Source organism: Hyalangium minutum (genome assembly GCF_000737315.1).
GTDB lineage: Bacteria > Myxococcota > Myxococcia > Myxococcales > Myxococcaceae > Hyalangium > Hyalangium minutum.
This window is the reverse complement of record NZ_JMCB01000003.1, coordinates 247,279-267,329: the sequence shown is the minus strand read 5'-3', so window position 1 is coordinate 267,329 and position 20,051 is coordinate 247,279. Positions and strand designations below refer to the sequence as shown.

General features: G+C 68.9%; 6 protein-coding genes. 2 read left to right on the top strand and 4 right to left on the bottom strand.

Annotated elements, in window-relative coordinates; genetic code table 11:
- Nucleotides 1-21 precede the first annotated feature (21 nt).
- Complete coding sequence (gene rtcA / locus DB31_RS07625; protein WP_044184634.1) at nucleotides 22-1,098, bottom strand: RNA 3'-terminal phosphate cyclase; 1,077 nt, start codon at nucleotides 1,096-1,098, stop codon at nucleotides 22-24.
- A 68-nt stretch (nucleotides 1,099-1,166) separates the two neighbouring features.
- Between rtcA and DB31_RS07620 the strand changes: the two genes are divergently transcribed.
- The gene (locus DB31_RS07620) at nucleotides 1,167-2,414 is read left to right on the top strand and encodes an ArsB/NhaD family transporter (RefSeq protein ID WP_044184632.1); all 1,248 of its coding nucleotides are present in this window, start codon (nucleotides 1,167-1,169) and stop codon (nucleotides 2,412-2,414) included.
- A gap of 5 nt (nucleotides 2,415-2,419) precedes the next feature.
- On the opposite strand, the gene DB31_RS48660 is transcribed toward DB31_RS07620, so the two are convergent.
- A complete protein-coding gene (locus DB31_RS48660; protein WP_052419789.1) occupies nucleotides 2,420-3,520 on the bottom strand; it encodes an Rpn family recombination-promoting nuclease/putative transposase in 1,101 nt (366 codons plus the stop codon).
- A gap of 169 nt (nucleotides 3,521-3,689) precedes the next feature.
- Here DB31_RS48660 and DB31_RS07610 point away from each other — a divergent pair, with 169 nt between their 5' ends.
- Nucleotides 3,690-5,156, top strand: coding sequence for a serine/threonine-protein kinase (locus DB31_RS07610; protein WP_044184629.1), 1,467 nt, complete (start codon nucleotides 3,690-3,692; stop codon nucleotides 5,154-5,156).
- Between the two features lie 12 nt (nucleotides 5,157-5,168).
- Here DB31_RS07610 and DB31_RS07605 read toward each other — a convergent pair whose 3' ends face one another.
- Complete coding sequence (locus DB31_RS07605) at nucleotides 5,169-19,217, bottom strand: polymorphic toxin-type HINT domain-containing protein (protein WP_044184626.1); 14,049 nt, start codon at nucleotides 19,215-19,217, stop codon at nucleotides 5,169-5,171.
- On the bottom strand, nucleotides 19,214-20,050 hold the full coding sequence (locus tag DB31_RS07600; RefSeq protein WP_044184623.1) for a peptidylprolyl isomerase: 837 nt from the start codon (nucleotides 20,048-20,050) through the stop codon (nucleotides 19,214-19,216). The genes DB31_RS07605 and DB31_RS07600 overlap by 4 nt, the downstream gene beginning before the upstream one ends.
- Between the last annotated feature and the right edge of the window lies 1 nt (nucleotide 20,051).

The following is a 20,051-nucleotide window of genomic DNA, read 5'->3' as shown; positions in this document are numbered from 1 at the left end:
CTGCAAGACACCGTTTCCGTGTCAAGCCGGGCGGACCTCCACCGTACCGCCCGGCTCCACCGTCACTTTGACTGGCAGGAAGCGCTCGAGGACCCGTGCGTGCGTCGTCAGGTGCTCGGTGACCTTCGCGGCCGTGAAGCGCGTGGTTCCCGGTGAGGCCGGGCCCAGCCGCCCCGAGGCCAGCAGCGCCGCCGGGAGCAGGATCTGATCCCCCAGGTGCTCGTCGATGGCGCCGGCGGATTCCATGAAGCGGGCCACGGCGTCAGCGGCCTCGCGCCCCACTTCCTCTGCGGGCCGTCCGCGCTCACCGATGGCGGTGAAGCCCGCGAAGGTGTTCTCGAACTGCGCCAGGATGAAAGTGACGGTTCCGGCAGAGCCCGCCACGGGCAAGGCCCGGTTCTGCACGAGGCTGTAGAGCCCCCGCTCACGCAAGGCGGCCTCGGCGGCACGGGACTGGCGATCGGCGATGGTGAACGGCAGGCCCCCCACGAAGGTGCTGACGGTGATGTCCTGCAGCATGCCGCGCGTGGGCAGATCCACGAGCCGGGGCGGCTCGGCCGGAGCCGAGATCTCTCCTTGAAACTCTCCGCCACCCTCTGGGTAGAAGCCGGCGTGCGTCAGCCGGAGCGCGGCCGGGAACCCATAGGCGTGCATCACCGGCAGCCAGACGTTGGCGAGGTAGTGGTAGCTGGGGCTGTGCGGCAGGTGCGTGCCGCCGCGCAGGGTGAGGCTCCCGCCTCCGGCCAGGGCCAATGGGAAGAAGAGGCACTGGAAGAGCAACGGGGTGCTGCCTGCAGTGCCCACCTCCAGTACGTAGTCGCCGGGACGCACGGGGCCGGGGGTGAAGGACAGCTCTGAGCCGCCCAGGACGGCGCCCACGCTGGTGCTGGAGCTGAGGGCCTCGGCGCCTCGCACGCAGGCCAGGTGCTGAGGGCGCAGGCCGGGGGGATCCCTGCGCTCACGCAGGCGGGTGAGGTGGAACGGGCGGCCGGTGATGAGCGACAGGGCGAGCGCCGAGCGGAGGATCTGCCCTCCCCCCTCCCCTTCGCTGCCGTCGAGCTGCACCGGCCCCTCTTCGGGCCGGCTGGTGCCGGTCATGATGTCCCTTGAGGCGATGCGTGAGGATTGCAGCGTAGCAGAAGCACCTGGGGTACTGTCCGCGCTTCGTGGCCCTCGCCATCTTCTTGCTGACGTATGTGTTCATTGCCGGGGCGCGCCTCCCGTTCCTGAAGCTGGATCGGCCGGGCGGCGCCCTGCTGGGTGCCGTGCTCATGGTGGTCCTGGGCGTCGTCACCCCCGCCGAGGTCTTCAACCACAGCGAGGACGTCTCGCGGCACGCGGTGGATCTGGACACGATCGTCCTGCTGCTGGGGATGATGCTGCTGGCGGCGTACCTGGCGCAGGCGGCGTTCTTCCGGACGGCGGGGGCCCACACGGTGCGGCTGGCGCACACGCCCCGGCTGCTGCTGGCGGCGGTGACGGGGATCAGCGCGCTCCTGTCCGCGTTCCTGGTGAATGACACCGTGTGCCTGATGCTGACGCCGCTGGTGCTGGTGGTGGTGGAGGACGCGCGCCTGCCGCCCGTGCCGTACCTGCTGGCGGTGTGCATGGGCTCCAACAGCGGCTCGGTGGCCACGTTCACGGGCAACCCGCAGAACATGCTGATTCAGGGGGCCTCGAAGCTGTCCTACGCGAGCTTCGCCGCGTACATGGCGCTGCCGGCGATCCTGTCCACGGGGATTGTCATCGCAATGCTGCTGTACCTGTTCCGCAAGGAGCTGCCCACGAAGCGCTTCGAGCCGCAGCCGCAGCCGCCTCCGGTGGATCGACCGCTGATGGTGCTGACGGTGGCGGTGATGGCGGCGGTGGTGGTGGCCTTCTTCGCGGGCTTCTCCATGAGCTGGAGCGCGCTGACGGGAGCGGCGGTGGTGATGGCCATGGCGCGCCGAGAGCCTCGGGCCATCATGGAGCGAGTGGACTTCGTGCTGCTGGTGTTCTTCGCCAGCCTGTTCATCGTGGTGTACGGGGTGAACAAGTACGGCTGGACGGAGGAGCTGCGGGCGCTGTTCGCGCCGTTGATGGCGGGGCCACCGTGGCGGGAGACGCTGGGGTTCGCGGCGCTGACGCTGGTGGCGTCGAACCTGTTCAGCAACGTGCCGTTCGTGATGCTGGCGCGCACGTGGGTTCCGACGCTGCAGGACCCGGAGCTGGGCTGGCACGTGCTGGCGCTGTGCTCCACGCTGGCGGGCAACCTGACGTTGATTGGCAGCGTGGCGAACCTGATCGTCTTCGAGGCCGCGCGCGACAAGGTGAAGATGTCCTTCCTGGACTACCTGCGCGTGGGCGTGCCAGTGACGCTGTTGAGCTTCATCGTGGGGCTGGCGGTGCTCCTCGCGGAGCACGCGCTGTTCTGACGCGATTACTGCGCGGGGCCGTCCAGGACGTCGGTGAGCCGCGTAGCGTTCAGAGCCCGGTCGAGCCAGCGCTCCAGTGTGGCGACATCGCCGCAATTCTGGATGCGCTCCTGGGAGGCCTCATCGACACGTAGGCCTCGTGCCGCTAACAAGCGGAGGAGAGCCTTGACCAAGCCCTTGGCCTCTCCCTCGGCGAGCCCCTCGGCCTTCCCCTCGGCCTTCCCCTCGGCCTTCCCCTCGGCCTTCCCCTCGGCCTTCCCCTCGGCCTTCCCCTCGGCCTTCCCTTCTGCCTTCCCCTCGATCCACCCCTCGCGGCGTCCCCGCTCTTTGAGCACCTCTGCCATGGTTCGCATGAACGCCTCCGCCCTTGTGGACTCCATAATGGAATGTAGCACGCGCCGAATTGCCGCAACGGCCTCCTCGTCCCCCAGATGGTGCACATAGCGCACCATGCGATAGAGCGTTTGGGGACCATCTGTCGCGTACACCTGGGCAAACAGATCGCACCAGTGCGGCAACCTCCTCGCCAATTGCCGCGTACCCGCGAAGCTGAGCACCAGCAATCCCAGAGAAACCAGCGGTGGTCCCCCGTGAGCCCGTGCCTCCTGCTCGTTCGAGACGGCGTCCATCCAGTACCCAGAACGCAAAATCCAAGGCAGCCCCTCTTTGTCCGCGCGCGCTCGCACCAGATAGTGGTCACCCAGCCGCAGGGGCGCTGACCACGTCCGACCTTGCCGGGGGTACACCACCAGGGGCGTCACCTCGGGAATCCATCGGCTCTGGGGGTGCTGCTCTCGCCAGTGCTGGATGAGACGCCAAGCGTAGTCGTGCATCCGCAGTGCCATCCACGGGTCCACCGAGGATTGATGCTCGATGAGAAAGAAGTGCGGAGGCTCCTCCGGTGCGGACTGGAGACAGCGGGCGGAGAAGAGCAGGTCCTTGCGAGTCTCGCGCTCGCCGTCGACCAGCGTGCCGGACTCTCGCCGCAGCGACGGCCAATCCACCTCGGCCATGAGGAACGCGGGCAGGTTGTGCCGCAGCAAAGCCTCGGTGCGCGCGGTGTGGTTGAAGAGGTAGCGGAAGAATCGGTCGTGCAGTCCCGTCATACCGCCCGGCCTCAAGCAACTCCCGAGCCAAGCGGTTGCCAGAGCGAGACGCCTGTGAACCGTCCACGGCCGGAGACGCTCCGTCTCTCTCGGGAGATTCTCCATCGCCGCCATCCTACCTGAAAGAGCGGCATGACGGCGAGCGACCCCTTGGGTAGTCTCCGGTGCCATGACGGGCACGAGGACACCTGACTCGCTGAACATCGGAGATCTGGTCGGCCCCTGGCGCATCGAGGGCTATGCCGGCCGGGGCAGCTACGGCGCCGTGTTCCGCGCCCGGCGCGCCGACGACCCGGGCTCCCCGCCCGTGGCACTGAAGATGGCGGTGTTCCCTCATGACCCGCGCTTCGAACGGGAGGTGGAGTTGCTCAGACGCACCCGCCACCCGGCCGTGCCTCGACTCATCGACCAAGGTTGGTGGGAGGCCGAGCCTGGAGTCCGGCATCCCTATGTGGTGATGGAGTGGATCCGGGGCCAGCGGCTGTACGAGTGGGCGCGGATGCACACTCCCACCAGCCGCGAAGTGCTCCGGGTGGTGGCCCAGCTGGCATGGGGGTTGGAGGTGTTGCACCGCGGGGAATGCCTGCACCGCGACCTGAAGGGCGACAACATTCTTGTGGAGCCCGAGGGCCGGGCGGTGCTCACGGATTTTGGTTCGGGCACGTGGAAGGGCGCTCCCCCACTCACCCATCGGGTGCTGCCTCCCAACACGCCTGAGTACCGCAGCCCCGAGGCGCTACGCTTCGAGTGGCAACACTGGAGCACGCCGGGAGCGCGCTACCACGCCACCCCGGCGGACGATCTCTATGCGCTGGGCGTGACGCTGTACCGGTTATTGACTCGGATCTATCCCCCTCCTGGCACGGAGCCTGAAGACCTCAAGAAACAAATCCAGGGTGGAGTTGCGCGACGCCAATGCACGCATGAACTCAACCCCCGAGTGGTGCCTGAGCTCTCGGCGCTGGTGGAGCGGCTGCTCGCGGCGGAGCCTGAGGCTCGCGGGACGGCAAGTGAGTTGGCACAAGCAGCGGAAACCTCGGCGGAGCATCTAGGTTCCGCAGCGGATGTTCCTCTCTGGGCTTCAGTGAAGCCTGCGGTACAGACTCAAGCCGGGCCCGCGAGGCCCGTCGATGCGAAGACGGCCCCAGCCAAAGCTACTGAGCACAAAGCAGGAACTCTCCAGGCGAGGCAGCAAGTTCGGCCCGTCCCTTGGAGGAATCTCCTCGCGCTGCTCACGATGTCTCTGGCGGTGGTGGGGCCCTGCTGGATGGCTCCCGAGTGGAGCGCAAAGCCGTCTGAGACGGCGCGTGCTGAAGCGCTGGATGCGGGCATGGAGCCAGATGCCGGTACCCGCGGATTGGGAGACGATGCGCTCACCACTCGGATGGAAGTTCAATCGATTCCCTCTGAGGCCAGATCCATCTCCCTGGACATGCCCAAGCAACCGCTCCCGGGCCAGCGCCGCCCCCCGTGCAAGCGAGACTGGGAGAAAATCATTCATGGCGGCTGCTGGGTGCGCGTGGCCGACAAGAGACCGCCATGCAGCGACGATACCTACCAGTGGCAGGAGGAGTGCTACGACCCTGCTTGGGAACGAGCGCGCCCGCCCACGACTCAGAATCCGCAGGCGCAATAGCTATATGCCGGGTCAATTCTTGAGAAGGTCAATGGGGTGGAGAGACGGCTTGCTGATGTGAATGGTTCCCGGGCCATAAATCTCCAAGCGTTTGATCCCAAGCGCCACTTGCAGTCTGGGAAGGCCGCTCAGACACAGCTTGCAGGTTGGGTTGTCGACGTACAGCCGAATCAGTGAAAGGTCTTTGCCCTGCAGCCGCTCCCACAGACGAATGACCGCCAGAGCCTCTGCGTGCAGCAGGAAGGGCTCCTGACTGTATATGGTGGCTTTCTTCAGCAACCCGTGCTCCCTCAACATTTCAAAGCCATGAATCCGGGAATCCCTGCCCTTGAACAAACCCGAGTTGATTCCAAATGCACGCTCACCACTCTCCAGCATTGCCAGCGCAAAGGTCTCCGCTTTCCCTAACGTGTGAGTCTTCCTGAATTTCTCCAGGAGCGTGTACACATCCCCCTGTCCCGCCGCGAACAACCATGGCTGCTGACAGCTGTTGTGGACCCACGCGCCGACGTCGCCCACGAAGTAGGTGTGGAATTCCTCCACTTCGAAGTTGAAGACGGTGGCGCGCGCCTGCTCCCACGTCGCGGCCCCCACCTTGAGCCATCCTCCGTGCGCGCTGGCCACCTGCTGACCGGGGAGCAGCGACGACGCTCCCACCCATCCCAGGTCTTTCACCCAGAACGGGTGCTCCCCAGTCACTCCCAGCACGGTGCGCTGACCGGCCTCGTCCGTCAGCTCCAGTCTCAGCACTGGCTGGTCCGGCGTCACGAACGTCCGCACCACGGGCCGCCAATCCGATTGGCCCGTCTCCTCGTTACGTGACCAGACCAGTTCCCCTTCGACAATCTGCTCAATGGGCTTGAGACCTTCCTGGGTCAGGACGGGAGTGCCCGCCACGAAGCATTGTCCTGGGCGTTGGCAGACCCCACCCGCGCAGTCATTGGCGCCGGCCCTCGCGGGCTTCGGGGCCTCGTCAGGCCATCCGCGCTGCGGGCCCAGCCTCGTCCTGGCCATGTCATCAGCGGCCGAGACGCTCCTCCTCATGGCCGTACGCATATCTGCCGCGGCACGCCGGACGCGTCCTGCGGTCCGGATCGCCGCGCCTGCCCCGGAGAAAGTGCCCGCTACCGATCCGATCGCCTTCGGGAGCATCTCGCCACAGTCACGGCTCGCCTCGTCGCCCACCACGCCCTGCGTCGTCGCGCCGACGACACAGGCCGCAATCCCGGTACCGATCGCCTTCGCCGGCTCCACCACCAGCCCAGTCACCGTCTCCACCGGGTGGTCCTTCACGTACTCCGCGACCTCCTTGATCTGCTTGAGCTGCTTCTTCGCCTCCTCTTTGAAGGTGCCTGTATCCCGAAGCCTCCATCGTCCCTTCTTGTCGTAGTGTCCCGAGGACACTCCGAACGCGCCGTTCAGAGGACGAGCGGCCCACGAGAAAGCATTGGCCGTTTCATGCCAGGCTTTCCTGCCAGCTCTGGCCAGCCCCACTCCAGCCTGAGACCAGGACCACAAACCCGAGGGATCCAGGTACGTCAGGGGATTGGACCTCGCATAGAGCCAGGGGTTCAGCTCGGTCGGGGTCGAGAGGTACGCCGCCGCTCCCAGGGGATCCTCCGAGAGGAAACGCCCGGTCTCCGAGCTGTACCAACGCTGCTGCGCGTAGCTCAGCCCTGTTTCGCTGTCGAGAGATTGCCCCGCGTAGGCCAGGGACGGTTCCATGCCCTGGGGCGGCGCTCCCTGCCGGAGTGCGCCCCACGCGCCATAGCGAGACAGCTCCGTGGACGGACCCACGCGCCCCACGACACTGCCCAGCGCATCCCGCAGCAGCCGCTCTCCTCCCGCCGCCACCGCTCCGAAGCCTGCCTGGGCATACAACAGCCGACTTCCCACAGCCGGCCCTTCTTCGAGCAGCTCTTCGTTCGCACCCCACACATACCGGGTGCTCACTCCGTTCACGGTCCGAGTCCGCCGCAGTCCGTCAAAGCCATACGCATATGAGGCTTCGACCGTCTCCTGCGCGGTGATCCGCTTGGTCGAAGCGAGCCGCCCTCCTGCGTCCCAGCCATACTGCCGCGTGGTGCCACCTCGCATCTCCGCGACGACGCGGCCTCCCGCGTCCGTGGTGACCTGGGCTTCCACGCCCCCCGTCAACACGTCATCAATGCGTTGCAGCCCTCCCGCGGTGTCATACGCGTACCGCCAGTGCTGGGTGGCATTCGTGGCGTTGGCCAGCGCCTGGGGAGTCAGTCCCCCTGAGTACCCCTGCAGGTGCTTCTCCTCCAGGCGCGAGCCGTCAGCTGCCAGGAGGTAGAGTTCGGCCTCGCCTGTGGGGTAGCGCACCCCGGTCAGCCGGTCCGCCGCGTCGTACCCGAATTGCGTCACCTCGAACGCCGTGGCCCCCGGTGCCGTGTAGCGCTCTTCCAGGCGGTTGCCGCGCACATCGTAGCCGTACTCGTACCGCAGCGTGCCCGCCGAGGGGCCGTCCCACTGCGAAGCGATGGAGCGGATGAGCCCATGGCCCCAATACGCGTACCGCTCCACCACCCCGTTGCCACTGACCTCCGAGAGCAGACCTCCCGGCTCCCAGCCCACCGCCACCACCGGCCCCTGGCTGCTCTCGATGCGCCGCACCCGATCCTGCGCGTCGTATTCGTAGCGCAACGTGCCGGACGGAGACGTGACCGTCCGCTTCTGCCCGCTCTCCGTGTATGTGTATGAGATCTCCTCGCTGCCGCGCCGCATCGAGATCAGCCGGCTCCGCCCGTCATAGTCATACACATTGGAGACCGCTCCCGAGATGCGGCTCTCCTGCGCCAACAGCAGCTGGTCGAGCCCGTCATAGGCGTACGTCACCGCTGTCAGATCATGGAAGGGCCGGCTGCTGTTCCCGGGAGCGAAGCGCTCACGCACGACGCGGCCGCGGCCGTCGTAGAGCTGCTCCACCACGTCGCCATTCGGGTCGCTCGTGGTGCTCAACCCGCCCTGCCAGGCCGTGGACCAGACGCTGGAGCCTCGGGTCCGGCGCAGCTGCCGGCCCCAGTTGTCATACGCGAAGGTCTGTGCCGCTGCTCCCCCGCCCTCTGGAGGCGTCACCCCCTTGAGCTGCAGCAAGGCATCGTATTGATAGGTGAAGGTCCCCAGCCCGCCCGGAAGTTCGACGGCCTGGAGTTCCCCCCGAGGCCCATGCGTGAAGTTCCACTGTGCCCCGCCACGCGTCAGCGTCCGGAGGCCCCCGCCTCGATCGTAAGTGTACGCGGACTCCAGCGTCTCCCCTGCTCCGAAGCGCTCGCTCGCCACCAGGCCCTGTGCGTTGTAGACCCGCGTGCGCTCGCGCCCCGAAGGATCCGTCTCCTTCCACTGCCGGCCCGCGGCGTCATACTCGTACAGCGTCGTCTCCGAGCCGTTCTCCATCCGGACGAGCCGATCCTGCTCGTAGAAGAAGCGCTTTTCCGGACGCCCCGCCAGTGCCTCACGTGCCAACAGTCCGGCCGCATCGTAGGCCCAAGCGTCCGTCAGGCCCCCCTGCTCCTGCTCGATGAGGTTCCCCAGCCCGTCCACCCGGATCGTCGCCGTGAGCGTCCGGACGCTCGCGTCCGTGGCCTCCCACCGCTCCTGGCGAGTCCCGCGCCTGCCCGTCCAAGCCGTGGTCGTGCTGTACGTATAGGAGTGGTCCCCCTGTTTCCAGAACTCCACCTGCTGGAGCGGCCGCCCGAGGTCATCGAAGCTCCGCGTCAGCTTCCGCTCCGAACCTTCATGGGAGATGAGGTGCAGGCGAGGCCACGTTCCATCGTAGGCGTACTCCGCCGTCTGGCTCCCTCGCTCCTCCGAGAGCAGCAGCTCGCGCGAGTTGAAACGCCGGGTCGTCGCGATACTCAGAGGATCCGTCTCAATGACGATCCCATTCCCCGGATACTCGAAGCTCCACGCAGCCTGCGGCGAGCTCCCGGCCTGCGCCAGCACCTGCGTCAGCGGCCGGTCGAACAGATCGTAGGTGAACGTCCACCGCTCCTGATCGTGAGGCCCCTCCTGCGTGAGCACCCGGCCTGCCGCATCCACCGTGTACGTGGTGGTGACGCCCCCCGGCTCCGTCATCGACAGCAGGTTCCCCAACCCGTCGTAGGTATACGACGTGGTTCCCAGCACGGAGTGCCGACGCTCCAGCACGTTGCCTCGCGCGTCGTAGGTGTACTCGAAGACCCCCGCACCCAGACGCTGGTCCTTCAGCACCCGCCCCAGCGCATCCAGCACCAGGACCTGGTTCTCTTGCCGCGGCCCTAAACCCGTGTCGATCTGGCGCAGGATGCGGAGCTCCGTGCGGCCCCCTTCATCCACGTATTGACGGGTCTCGATCCAGTTCTGGCTCCCCGCGGCGGACGCCACGGTCCGCTGATAGCGCGTCAGCCTTCCGAGCACGTCACCATACTCGAAGGACTCGTTCAGGCCCCTGCCCCGATCCTCTCGCGTCCGCACTCTCCCCGCGGCGTCATAGGTGGAGACGATCTCCACTCCGCTCCCATTTTCCGCGCTCCGGCGGCTCAGAACCTGTCCGAGCGCGTCCACCTCTTGAGCGAAGACGTGGGCTCTGTCCGCGCCGGGAGACATTTTCTTCTCCCAGACGATGGCGCCCTGGGCATCCCGCCGCACCTCCTCCTTGTACCCATCCTCATAGGTCCACGAGACGGGTCTCCCCAGCGAGTCGTTGCCGATCTGGGTGGTGTGCCCTTCGCGGTCCGTGGTGGAGATGAGGATGCCGTCCTCATCCAGCCCGTAGGACTCCACGGTCCGGCCATTCGCTTTCACCACCTTCAGCCGGCCCGCGCTGTCGTAGGTGTATTCCCAGGTGACTGACAGCTCGTCTGTCTTCTTCTTGAGCCGCCCGCCCTCGTACTCATAGGCACGTGACGCGTTGCCCGTGCCGTAGCTGAGCTGCTCGCTCTTCAGCAGCCCCTGCTCGAAGAGGGCGGTGCGGGTGTAGGCCGTGCCTTCCAGGCGCTCCACCACGGTGAGCCGCTGATCGCCGTACGTATAGGTGTACGTCCACCGTTCGGACGGCTCCCCCGTGAGCGTGTGCTCGAGCATGTTGCCCTGGCCGTCGTAACGCCAGGACTCCGCTTCGCCCGTCGTCTCATTGAAGCGGCGGATCAGACGCCCATAGGCGTCGTACTCCAGCACCAGCGTGTAGCGGACGAGCCCCGACGTCGCGGAGTCCGAGGACACCTGGATCCTGACAGGCAACCCCAACGCGCCAAACGTGAACGTGGTCGTATTGCCCAGCGCATCCCGCTCCGAGGTGATCCGGCCCTCCTCGTCCGTGACCCGCGAGAAGAGCTGCGTGCCCCCCAGTGAGAGGCCCAGCACGTCCCCCGACTGAGAGCGGGGCATGGACCACTCGGCCGGACCATTGGCCGTGGACAGCTTCCCCGAGGTAGGCAAGCCCCGGGCATCGCGTGCCAACACGGAGACGAGCGCCCCCGCTTCGAGCCCCACCACGTCCGAGCTCCCCTCCAGCTTCACCTCGTCCAGGCGCAGCTGGTGATCCGTGCCATAGCGCAGGGTCCGGCCGCTCGGAGAGACTGACTTCTCCAGCCGCACCTCGCCCCCGCGCTGGGAGCTGGGCCACGTCAGCCGCCGCGCCGCCTGCCCCTCCGACGCCGAGGAGGTGACGTTCCCATACTCATTGAGTGACACCTCCGCGGAGTTCCCCGTGGGGAGCTTGAGCTGGCGATGGCCCGCCTCGCCCTGCACCTGAAGGACGTTGCCCATGAAGCCTGTCTGCGTCACCGAGCTCACACACTCGAAGGCCTCGAGGTGCGCATAGCACTCGGCGCCGCCGCGCCCGTAGGTGGCGACCCACTGGGGATGACCAGCCACCTCGAGGCGAGCCTCGGACAGCTCATTGATGGCACGCCAGGCCATCATGGACGGCACGTCATCGGCAATGGGCGCGTAGGTGTACTTCCACTTCTGCGTGGGCGGATCCGTGGTGCGCTCGGCCTCCAGCAGGTTGCCCCACCGGTCGTGCTTGAAGCGCACGATGTGCAGCTCCTGGCCCTGGCTGTTCTTGAGAACCACGCCCTTCAGCAGCTTGAAGCCCTCGCTGCGCGCCAGGAACTTGAGGTTGCCAGGCGCGTCCGGCGCCACGCCATCGCAGTCCTCGCGGGAGAAGTCCTCGCAGTACTTGAGCTCCAGCGACAGCTCCCCAGGCGTGCGCTTCGCTTGCGTGAGCCGGTTGGTGCCCTCGGCATAGGTGAGGTGCGTCCACCCGTCCTGCTCGCCTCGGCCATGGCCATCGTGGAACTTGGTCAGCAGCCACTTGCGCCGGCCCTCCTGGTCCCGCTTCACCGCCGGCCGGTTGAACCGGTACACACTCCCCTGCTCCGTGGTGAGCTGGACGCCCTCGCTGTCAACCTTCAGCGACATGCCGTGGGTCTTGTCCGTCATGCACCCGCTGGCGGTCTGCGCTTCCTCATCCACGGTGGTGCACCGGATGAAGCCCCAGGCCTGCCCACCCAGGTTCACGACATAGCGGCCGAGGCTCTCCTCGAGCACGAAGCCGTCCAGCTCGTGCCTCCAGCCCACGCCCATGGGCGAGGGCAGATCGTTCTGGTTGGCATAGGTCCTGGAGAAGGAGACCTCTCCCGCGAGCTGCGGCACCGCGAAGTCCGTGTGCGTCAGGGCCAGGTGCAGATCCGCCACATTGATGCCCGCCACGGCCTCCTGGCCCGGCGCCTGCGCGTTCAGCCCCTGGAAGCGTCCCTTCGGCGTTCCCAGGCGCTCCACCTGCCGCGCTCGTGGCGGAGACTCGCTGTCCTTGACCAGGAAGATCCCCGCGCCCGCCGCCGCGATCCCCGGCATCGCCGTCACCGAGGCAGGCAGTCCCAGCCGAAGGTGGCGCGCGTTCCCTGCGCCTGACGTGACCTCCTGGACCAGCCGCCCCGGAGCACTGCCCGTCGCCTGCTCGCTCACCGCGTAGGAGCCCGCCGCCGTCCACAAGACGGTGGCGTCCTTGATGACCGCCCCGTCGCCCGAGCACTCCGCGTTGGTGCAGAGCCGGATCCGTCCTGAGCTGAGCTCGTGAGGCGAGAGGAAGAAGTGCGCCTCGTTCAGCCGGGAGATCGGCCGATCCTCCACGGGCTTGCCATTCTGCTGCTCCACCGCGCGGTGGGCGGTGAACCGGCTGGAGGCCCCCAGGTAGTCCTCCCGCATGGACAGACCGTCGAAGTTGAAGCGGTACAGCACGTTCTCCGCGTTACCGCGCAAGTACACCTCGAGGTAGAGCACATCCCCCGCGCTCAGCACCTCCGGCAGGTACTCGCCCTCGCACGTGCCACGCAGCGTGCCCGCCGAGGCGTTCAGCTCGATGGGGCACTCGATGCCGAAGGAGTCCGTGCCCAGCCGCAGCACGTACTGGCTGCTCGGCGGCCCCGTCCGCCCCGGATCTTCTGGCTCCAGCAGATTGAGCAGGAACTGATAGGCCACGTCCTCCGGGCTGGCGGCCGCAGACGACGGAGGCTGCCCCGGCTGGGGCAGCGGGCGCTCCTCGCCCCGCTCCGTCCGTGCCGTGACCCGGGAGGAGCCCACTTCCATCACCCGGAACTCGTGCTCGAGCGCTCGATCGTAGCGCTCGATGCGCCCCTCGGGCTCCACGCTCCGGTAGACGCTCTTCAGCGTGACGACTCCCTCGGGAATCCCCGGGGCGTCCTCATCATCCTCGAAGTCGGGCGGCGGCGCGTTCTCCTCCGAGGGATCCAGCGTGCCATCGCTGTTGCGATCCCGCGGGAGCACGGGGTGCCCCACCACCTGCACGTAGTAGTAGGCACGCGTCAGGTTGTTGAGCACCACCTCGCGCCCGTCCCGCTCCACTCGCCGCAGCGCTGTCTGCACGGTCGTCGTGGAGCGGCCCGGGGCCACGTGGAAGCTCGCCACCGCTGGCTCCTCCACCGCCGAGCCAGTGATGCGCACCACGCGCCCAGCCAGGGGCGGTACCCCCACCGGAACCTCCGCCAGCTCGCGGTCATCCTTCAGGCAGAGGGCCTGCTGCTCGGGGGTCCGCGGCTCGGGAAGTTCCCCGCAGTAGTGCTCCGCCCATGTGCCTCGCGGGCCCTCGTCCAGGAGGATCTGGGGCGCACAGGTGCTTCCAGCCGCCTGGCTCCCGCCCTCGCAGGAAGAATTCACGGGAGGCAACACCCCCGGATCCCACGAGCGCGCGGGCTGGCGCCGGACGCGCCAGTGCGTGGCAACGCTCACGAAGTTGTCCCGCGTCGTGGCCGCGCCCTTATGGCGGACAAGGCTGGGCTCCAGGGCCTCCTGGGAAGATCCCTCGGCCCGAGACTGGCGCTCCACACGCACGTCGATCTCCGGCGGGTACAGCTTGAGATCCGCCTCGATGCCGAGATCCTGCAGCGTGCAGCGAGAGACGGAGACCGTGCGACTCCCATCTTGCACGGCCATCGGGCCGCCCGCGGCGTCATCCGCCGGGCAGCTCCCATCCTCGGCGCGAGAGGATTGGTTGACGGAGGGAACGGTGACGACCTCCATGCCCGAATAGCCCGTGGCATGGTTGACGGCGAACACCACCAGCCGGTCCCCCGGGAGCAACCGCTGGCTGTCGCGGCGCGAGGCCACGCGGCTCAGGGTGGAGGGACCGTAGCGGACCTTGGCATAGCGGCCATGCGGGGCCCCCGGATACGAGTCACACTGCTCGGGATCCGCGACGGCGTAGCTGACGATGGGGGTGGAGAGATTATCCTCCCGGAAGAAGTGAACCTCCGTGCTCCGCACGGCGTCTTGCGACAGCCCGGTCACCTCGGTGCCCTGGCGCACCACCAAGTCGCTGCACGGCGGCGGGAGCGGCTCGCCCTGCCGATCCACGAACGTGATGTTGCCGTGCAACCACCGCACATCCACGAGCACGTCGATGTCGGGGATGATGGGCGAAGGCCAGGCCAGGACTTCCCAGGGGCCCGAGCACTCCTCCGCGGTGGAGGGGGCCTTGCGCGTGCGGACACGGCCATCCCACGCCACCCAGCTCTGGACGTTCCATCCGATGGGCAGGCGAACACAGGCCAGGACCGACGCGGGAGGGATCCAGGAGGACTGGAGCATGATGATCGAGGCGGCATACCGGCCCGCCGGGCCGGAGATCGACCCTCCTTCGTGCCAGCCATCGGTCACCCGGACAGGCATGCCCGCGAAGCGGACCAGTCCCTCACTGTCCTCCCCTCCTGCCGAGCCTCCATCCCCCCGCTGGACGCGCAGCAATCCCGAGGTCGCGCCCCCATCCGGTACGCCTCCATCCGCCAGGGACAGCTCGGCGTTCAGCCGGAGTACGTTGCGTCCGCGCGCCGTGGTGCCCGTGGCCCAGAGCGAGCTGGTCCCGAGCGAGAGTTCGACCTGCGTGGACAGCTCCGCGCGCTGCCCCTGGGGGCTCTCCTGCCGCCAGGAGCCCCCGCTGGGCGGCCCCAGCCGTTGTCCCTCGGGGCCCACGCCCTCGAGGGCCAGCACGAGCGAATCCCGGCCACTGCTCGAGAGGGGATAGAGCGAGCGGGCCTGAACCGAGAGCGGCATCCGGTAGCGCAGCTGCGAATCCAACGCCACCCGCCGCGACTCGCCCAGGCTCGGCGAGGAGAGATCGAGGGCCACCGCCTGCTCGCGAGGCCCTCGGACCGTCCCCATGACGGCGGCGGGAGCGATGAAGGGCTGGTAGGAGTCCCAGATGGCGAGCGCGCTGCCAGGATCCAGCCCGAAGCCCTGGGTCAGCGGGCGGATGAGCCCGTCAGACGGTGGCCGGGGCAGCGGGCCCAGGTTCGCCACACGGGGAGAGACGGCCCCGGCCCGCGCGACGGAGGACTCCTCGGGCAGCGGCAGGTAGCCGAAGTACTCCAGCGAGCCGGCCTCGAGCACACCGTCCGACACGAGCTGTGTGCCATCCGCGCTGAGCGTGGCCAGCCCCGCGATGTGCAGCCGGTGCGCCTCGGGATCATACGTGAACAGCGCGGCCCGGCTGCCGGGCGGCGCACTCAGCCGATTGGGCAGGCGGAGCACCACCGGCCGCACCAGGCGCGTCCCGGCGGGCTGGAGCTGCCACACCACCACCGGGCGCAAGGCGCCTTCCGTGGGCACCGGGAGCGAGTGGAGCGGCAGCTGCGTGAGCGTCACCAGGCCGCGCGTCGATCCTCCTTCGAGAATGAGCCCCCCCGCGGGGATGTCCACCTCCAGCGCCCCATGCCTCCCCCCAAAGGTGAGGTGCAGCGGCAGGGAGGTATCCACCGGCTCCGCGGACTCGGCGTCCACGGGCGTCAGCACCACGGTGGACTCCTCATTGTCCCGCTCGGCCTCCACGGCGAACCGCCGGCGGACCGTGGGGAAGACCTGCCCTTCCGAGGAGGCGCCTCCCTCGTAGCGCAGCACCACCTGCCCCGGCTGCACCCCAAAGAGGGCCCAGTTGCCGTCCGCTCCCGTGCGCGTGAAGAGGCCCTGGCCCTCCACCTCCACCCGTACGCCGGACACGGGCTCGCGCCGCGCGTCCACCACCTGGCCGCGCAGCCGGGTCAGTGGACGGCGCACCGTGAACATGCTGCGGAACTCGCCCTGCATCCCCGGCCCCTGCACCGGCTCCACGCCCGCTACCCGTACCTGCAGCGTGGCGCCCTCCGGCAGCGGATCGCGCGCAATGAAGGAGACGATCTGTGCTCCGTGCGCGACGGACCAGCCGCCCGCCAGCGGCTGCCCTTCCACGCTCACCGTGAAGCCCGCCCGCACCGACGCAGGCTTCACGGCCTTGTTGAAGGCCACGTTCACCAGCGTGTCCGGCTCCAGCTCCGTGGCCTGATCCGAGGGATCCACCCCCGTCACGGTCAACGGCTCAGTGCTCGGATCGCGGTAGCGCACGCGCACGGTGGCCGAGCCCGTCATCCCCAGCGTGTCCCGCGCGCTCACGGGGATGACGTTCTCTCCCAGCGCCAGCGGCACCTGGGCCGTGTACTGGCCCGAGCCCAGGTTCGCCGCGATGCCCGTGCCGATGCGCACCTCGTCGAGCGGCGCGGAGGACTCGACCTTCACCGTCACCCTCACCACCGGCTCGGTGGCCTCCGAGCCATCGACCGGCTCCAGCACGGTCAGCTGAGGCGGCAGCGCTTCCACCCGCAAGGTCCGGACGGCGCGCGAGCGGTTACCCGCGAGATCCACCGCCTCCACCTCCACGGTGTTGTCTCCCGCGACCAGGGCCACCGAGGACGAGAAGTGCCCGGCCAGCACCATCACCGGCGCCCCGTTCACCGTGACGCCCGCGAGGTACGCGTCTCCCGCGAGGCCCTCCACCAGGTATGGGGATTCGCTCACGGTCGTCGACGGCTGCTCCGGCCGCGTCACTTCCAAGAAGGGCGGTGTCTGATCCACCCTCACCTGCCGCCGCACCTCGGCGATCCGGCCCAGCGCGTCCACGGCGCGCACGTGCAGCATCGAGGAGCCTTCAGGCAGCGCCACCGATGCGGAGAACTGGCGCCCCGTCACCGCGGCTGGCAGTCCATCCACCGTCACCTGCAGCGGCAGGTCTCCGCCCTCCACACGGCCCAGCACCGACACCCGCTCCACACCCCAGAGGCTGTTCTCCTGGGGCGAGGCCAGCACCAGCACCGGAGGCTCGCTCGGGATGCCGCCATCCGGCACGGGACCGGGCGAGCCCGCATCCGGCGCTCCGCTGCCTGCATCCGGGGTGTCTTCCCCCGAGCCTCCGTCCGTGCCGCCTCCCGAACCGTCTCCCGAGCCTCCATCTCCAGGACCGGGCCCCTGAGGCCCCTGGCGCTCCACCCGCACGGTGCGCGGGGTGCGCAGGCCATAGCCATCCACCGCCGTGACGGACACGGTGTTCAGGCCCACCTCCAGCGGCACCTGCACCGAGAAGCTGCCATCCGCCCTCACACCGTGCTCGGTTCCCGCCACCTCTACCCGCACCGTGTCCGTGCGATCCGCCGCCCTCGCGAAGCCGGACACCTCGATGGAGGACTCCTCGGTGACCGTGCCCGAGGCCGGTGCCGTCAGATCCAACCTCGGGGGCGTGGTGTTGACGCGGATGCCGCGCACCAGACGCGCGGTGTTCCCCGCCGCATCCGTGGCCACCACCTCCAGGGAGACAGGGCCCTGCGCCACGGCCACCGAGAGCTGGAAGTGACCATCCGCCGCGACCGCCGCGGTCATCCCCGCCACGCGCACCGTGAGCGGCGTGGTGTCCTGCGCCTGTCCCTCCACCTGCACCGAGTCCCCCGCCACCTTCGCGCCCTCGGCCGGGGTGGTGAGGGTGAGCTGGGGCGGCGTGGAGTCCCGCGTCACGGCCAGCGAGCTCTGCGCGCTGTTGCCCGCCGCATCCCGAGCCACCAGCACCAGCAGGTTGCTGCCCTCCTCCAACACCACCAGGCTCCGGTACTTCCCGTCCGTGCCGAGCGTCAGCTCCGCGTTCCCCAGCCACACGCCCGCCACCGGCCCGTCATCCGCCGCCGCCACCACCACCTCGACGGAGCCCGCCTGGGTGAAGCTGCCCGGCGCGGGTGAGAGCACCTCCAGCGTGGGAGCCGTCACATCCACCACGAAGTGGCGCTGCACCTCGGACCGGTTGCCCGCCGCGTCCGTGGCCGCCACCGTCCACACATGCGCGCCCTCCGCCGAGACCGTGTCCCCCGAGGCCATGGGAGCCCCATCCAGGGTGGCCTCCACCGAGCCCGGGTGCTCCTCCTCCACCGTGAAGCCGAGCACCGCCGGAGTATTGCGCCGCTCCCCCTCTTCCACTCCTGTCAGCGTGAGTCGCGGCGGTGTGGTGTCGATCGCGAAGCCCACCTGCGCCTGCGCCTCCCGGCCCGCCGCGTCCCGCACCATGACCCGCAGCTCGTGCGAGCCCTCGGCCGTTACAGCCGTGCCGCCGACGAAGGGCGCGCCATCCAGCGTCGCCTCCACCGTGACCGGGCCGCTGCTCGTCACCGTCCACGTGGGGTGCAGTGGCTCGCGCGAGACCTGGCCGTCAGTAACTCCCTCGATAACAACGGTGGGCGGCGCCGTCGTCAGCACCACCGGCCGGCACACTCGCGCCACGTTGCCGCACTGGTCTCTCACCTCGGCCACCAGCGCGTTGGGCCCCTCCACCAGCGGCACCTGCGCCGTGTACTGGCCTTGCGACAGCACCGCGTCCACCGCCCCCACCTTCACGGCCACCGCCCCGGCTCCCGCGGTGCCCTGGACCTCCACCGGCGAGGCGTTCAGCTGCGCGCCCTCCGCGGGCTGCCCCATGCTCACGATGGGCGGCAACATGTCCGGCTCCACCACCACTGCCCGGACCCACGCGCCCGCGCTGCCTCCCACCTCGACTCGCAGCGTGTTGCTCGCCTGCGGCGACACCACCTCCACCACGGGGAGCTGGCCTGCGGCCGGCACCTGCACCGTCAGGCTGCCCAGCACCACCCGCCCCGTCACCTGCGACGCACTGCCCGACTCCACCACCAGCAGGGCCGGGCCTGCTCCCATGGGCCATGTGAAGGTGCGCGTCTCCACGGTGGCGGCCGAGCCTCCCGCGTGCGTCACGCGTGCCTCCACCGCCGCGCACGGCAGCGGCGACAGCGCCGCCACGGACGTCCGTGCCACGCCTCCGTTCGTCTCCAGCTCCAGCCGGTTCGAGGCACTCAGCTGCACCACCCGCGCCGCCAGCGGCCTCTGCCGGGAGATGGCCACCCAGTCCACACCGTTGAGGGAGGCCTCCGTCTTGAACTCCTGATTCAGCGCCTCCGCCGACTCCTGCAGGATCAGGATCGCCCGCTCACCGACGGACGCCGGGAAGATCGTGCTCGCGACGTTCTGGCCCGCAGCCTGGATCGGCGCCACCTTCCACCCCGGCGCCATGCCGGTGGGAGCCACGCTGTCGCACGTGCTTCCGGACAGCGCCTGTGCCTGTTGAGCAGCCTGCGCGGGCGGCGCGGCGGACGCGGGCTCCTCGCTGGAGCGCCGGTCGCACGCCGTGGCCAGTGTCACCAGCCCCAGCACGAGCCACAGCCATCGCGGAGCGCGGCGGATCATCTCGCCTCCCCCTCGCCCTGGGGCTTGCTCTTCTCCTCTGCCAGCTTGAGCCGCTCCGGGTAGCGACGGACCGAGATCTCCTGACGCAGCCGCTCCATCAGCTTCGCCTGGGCCTCCTGGCGCGCCTCGGACTCCAGCACACCTCTCGCCTCATCAAAGGAGGGCACCACCGTCTTCGACGCCTCAAGCGCCTTCACCACGTGCCAGCCGAAGGGCGTGATGAACGGCTTGGACCAAGCGCCTGCGGCCAGCGCCACGGCCTGGGCGAAGAACGCTGGATCCACTCCTCCCTCCCGAACCACGCCGAGCTCTCCTCCTTGGGGCGCGCTCACCAAGTCCTCGGACAGCTCGCGCGCCACGGTCTCGAAAGGCTCTCCGCCCGCGAGCCGGGCATAGGCTTGGTTGATGCGCACCTGCGCCTGGCGCCGAGTCTTCTCATCAGAGCCCTCGGGCATCCGCGCGAAGATCTGGGCCACGTGCACCTCGCGGCGCTCCAGCCGGGAGCGCGCGGCCTCGTAGCGCGCGCGCAGCGCCTCGTCCGTCACGCTGGGAGCCACCGCCCGCTCCAGCACCGCATGCGCCAGGAGCTCCCGCTCGGCGGCCGCGAGCTGGGCCTTCACCGTGGGCTGCTCGTGCAGTTTCTGGCGCCGGGCCTCCTCGGCCAGCAGGGCGCGATCCACCAGCACCTCCAGCGTCTGCTCCGGCGCGGCGCGGACGCTCGGGCTCTGCGCGGCGCGCAGCTGCGTCACGTCCTCCACCGTCAGGCCCGTGCGCCCCACCTTCGCCACCGTTCGCGAGTCATCGCACCCGGACAGCACCGCGAGGGCCAACACG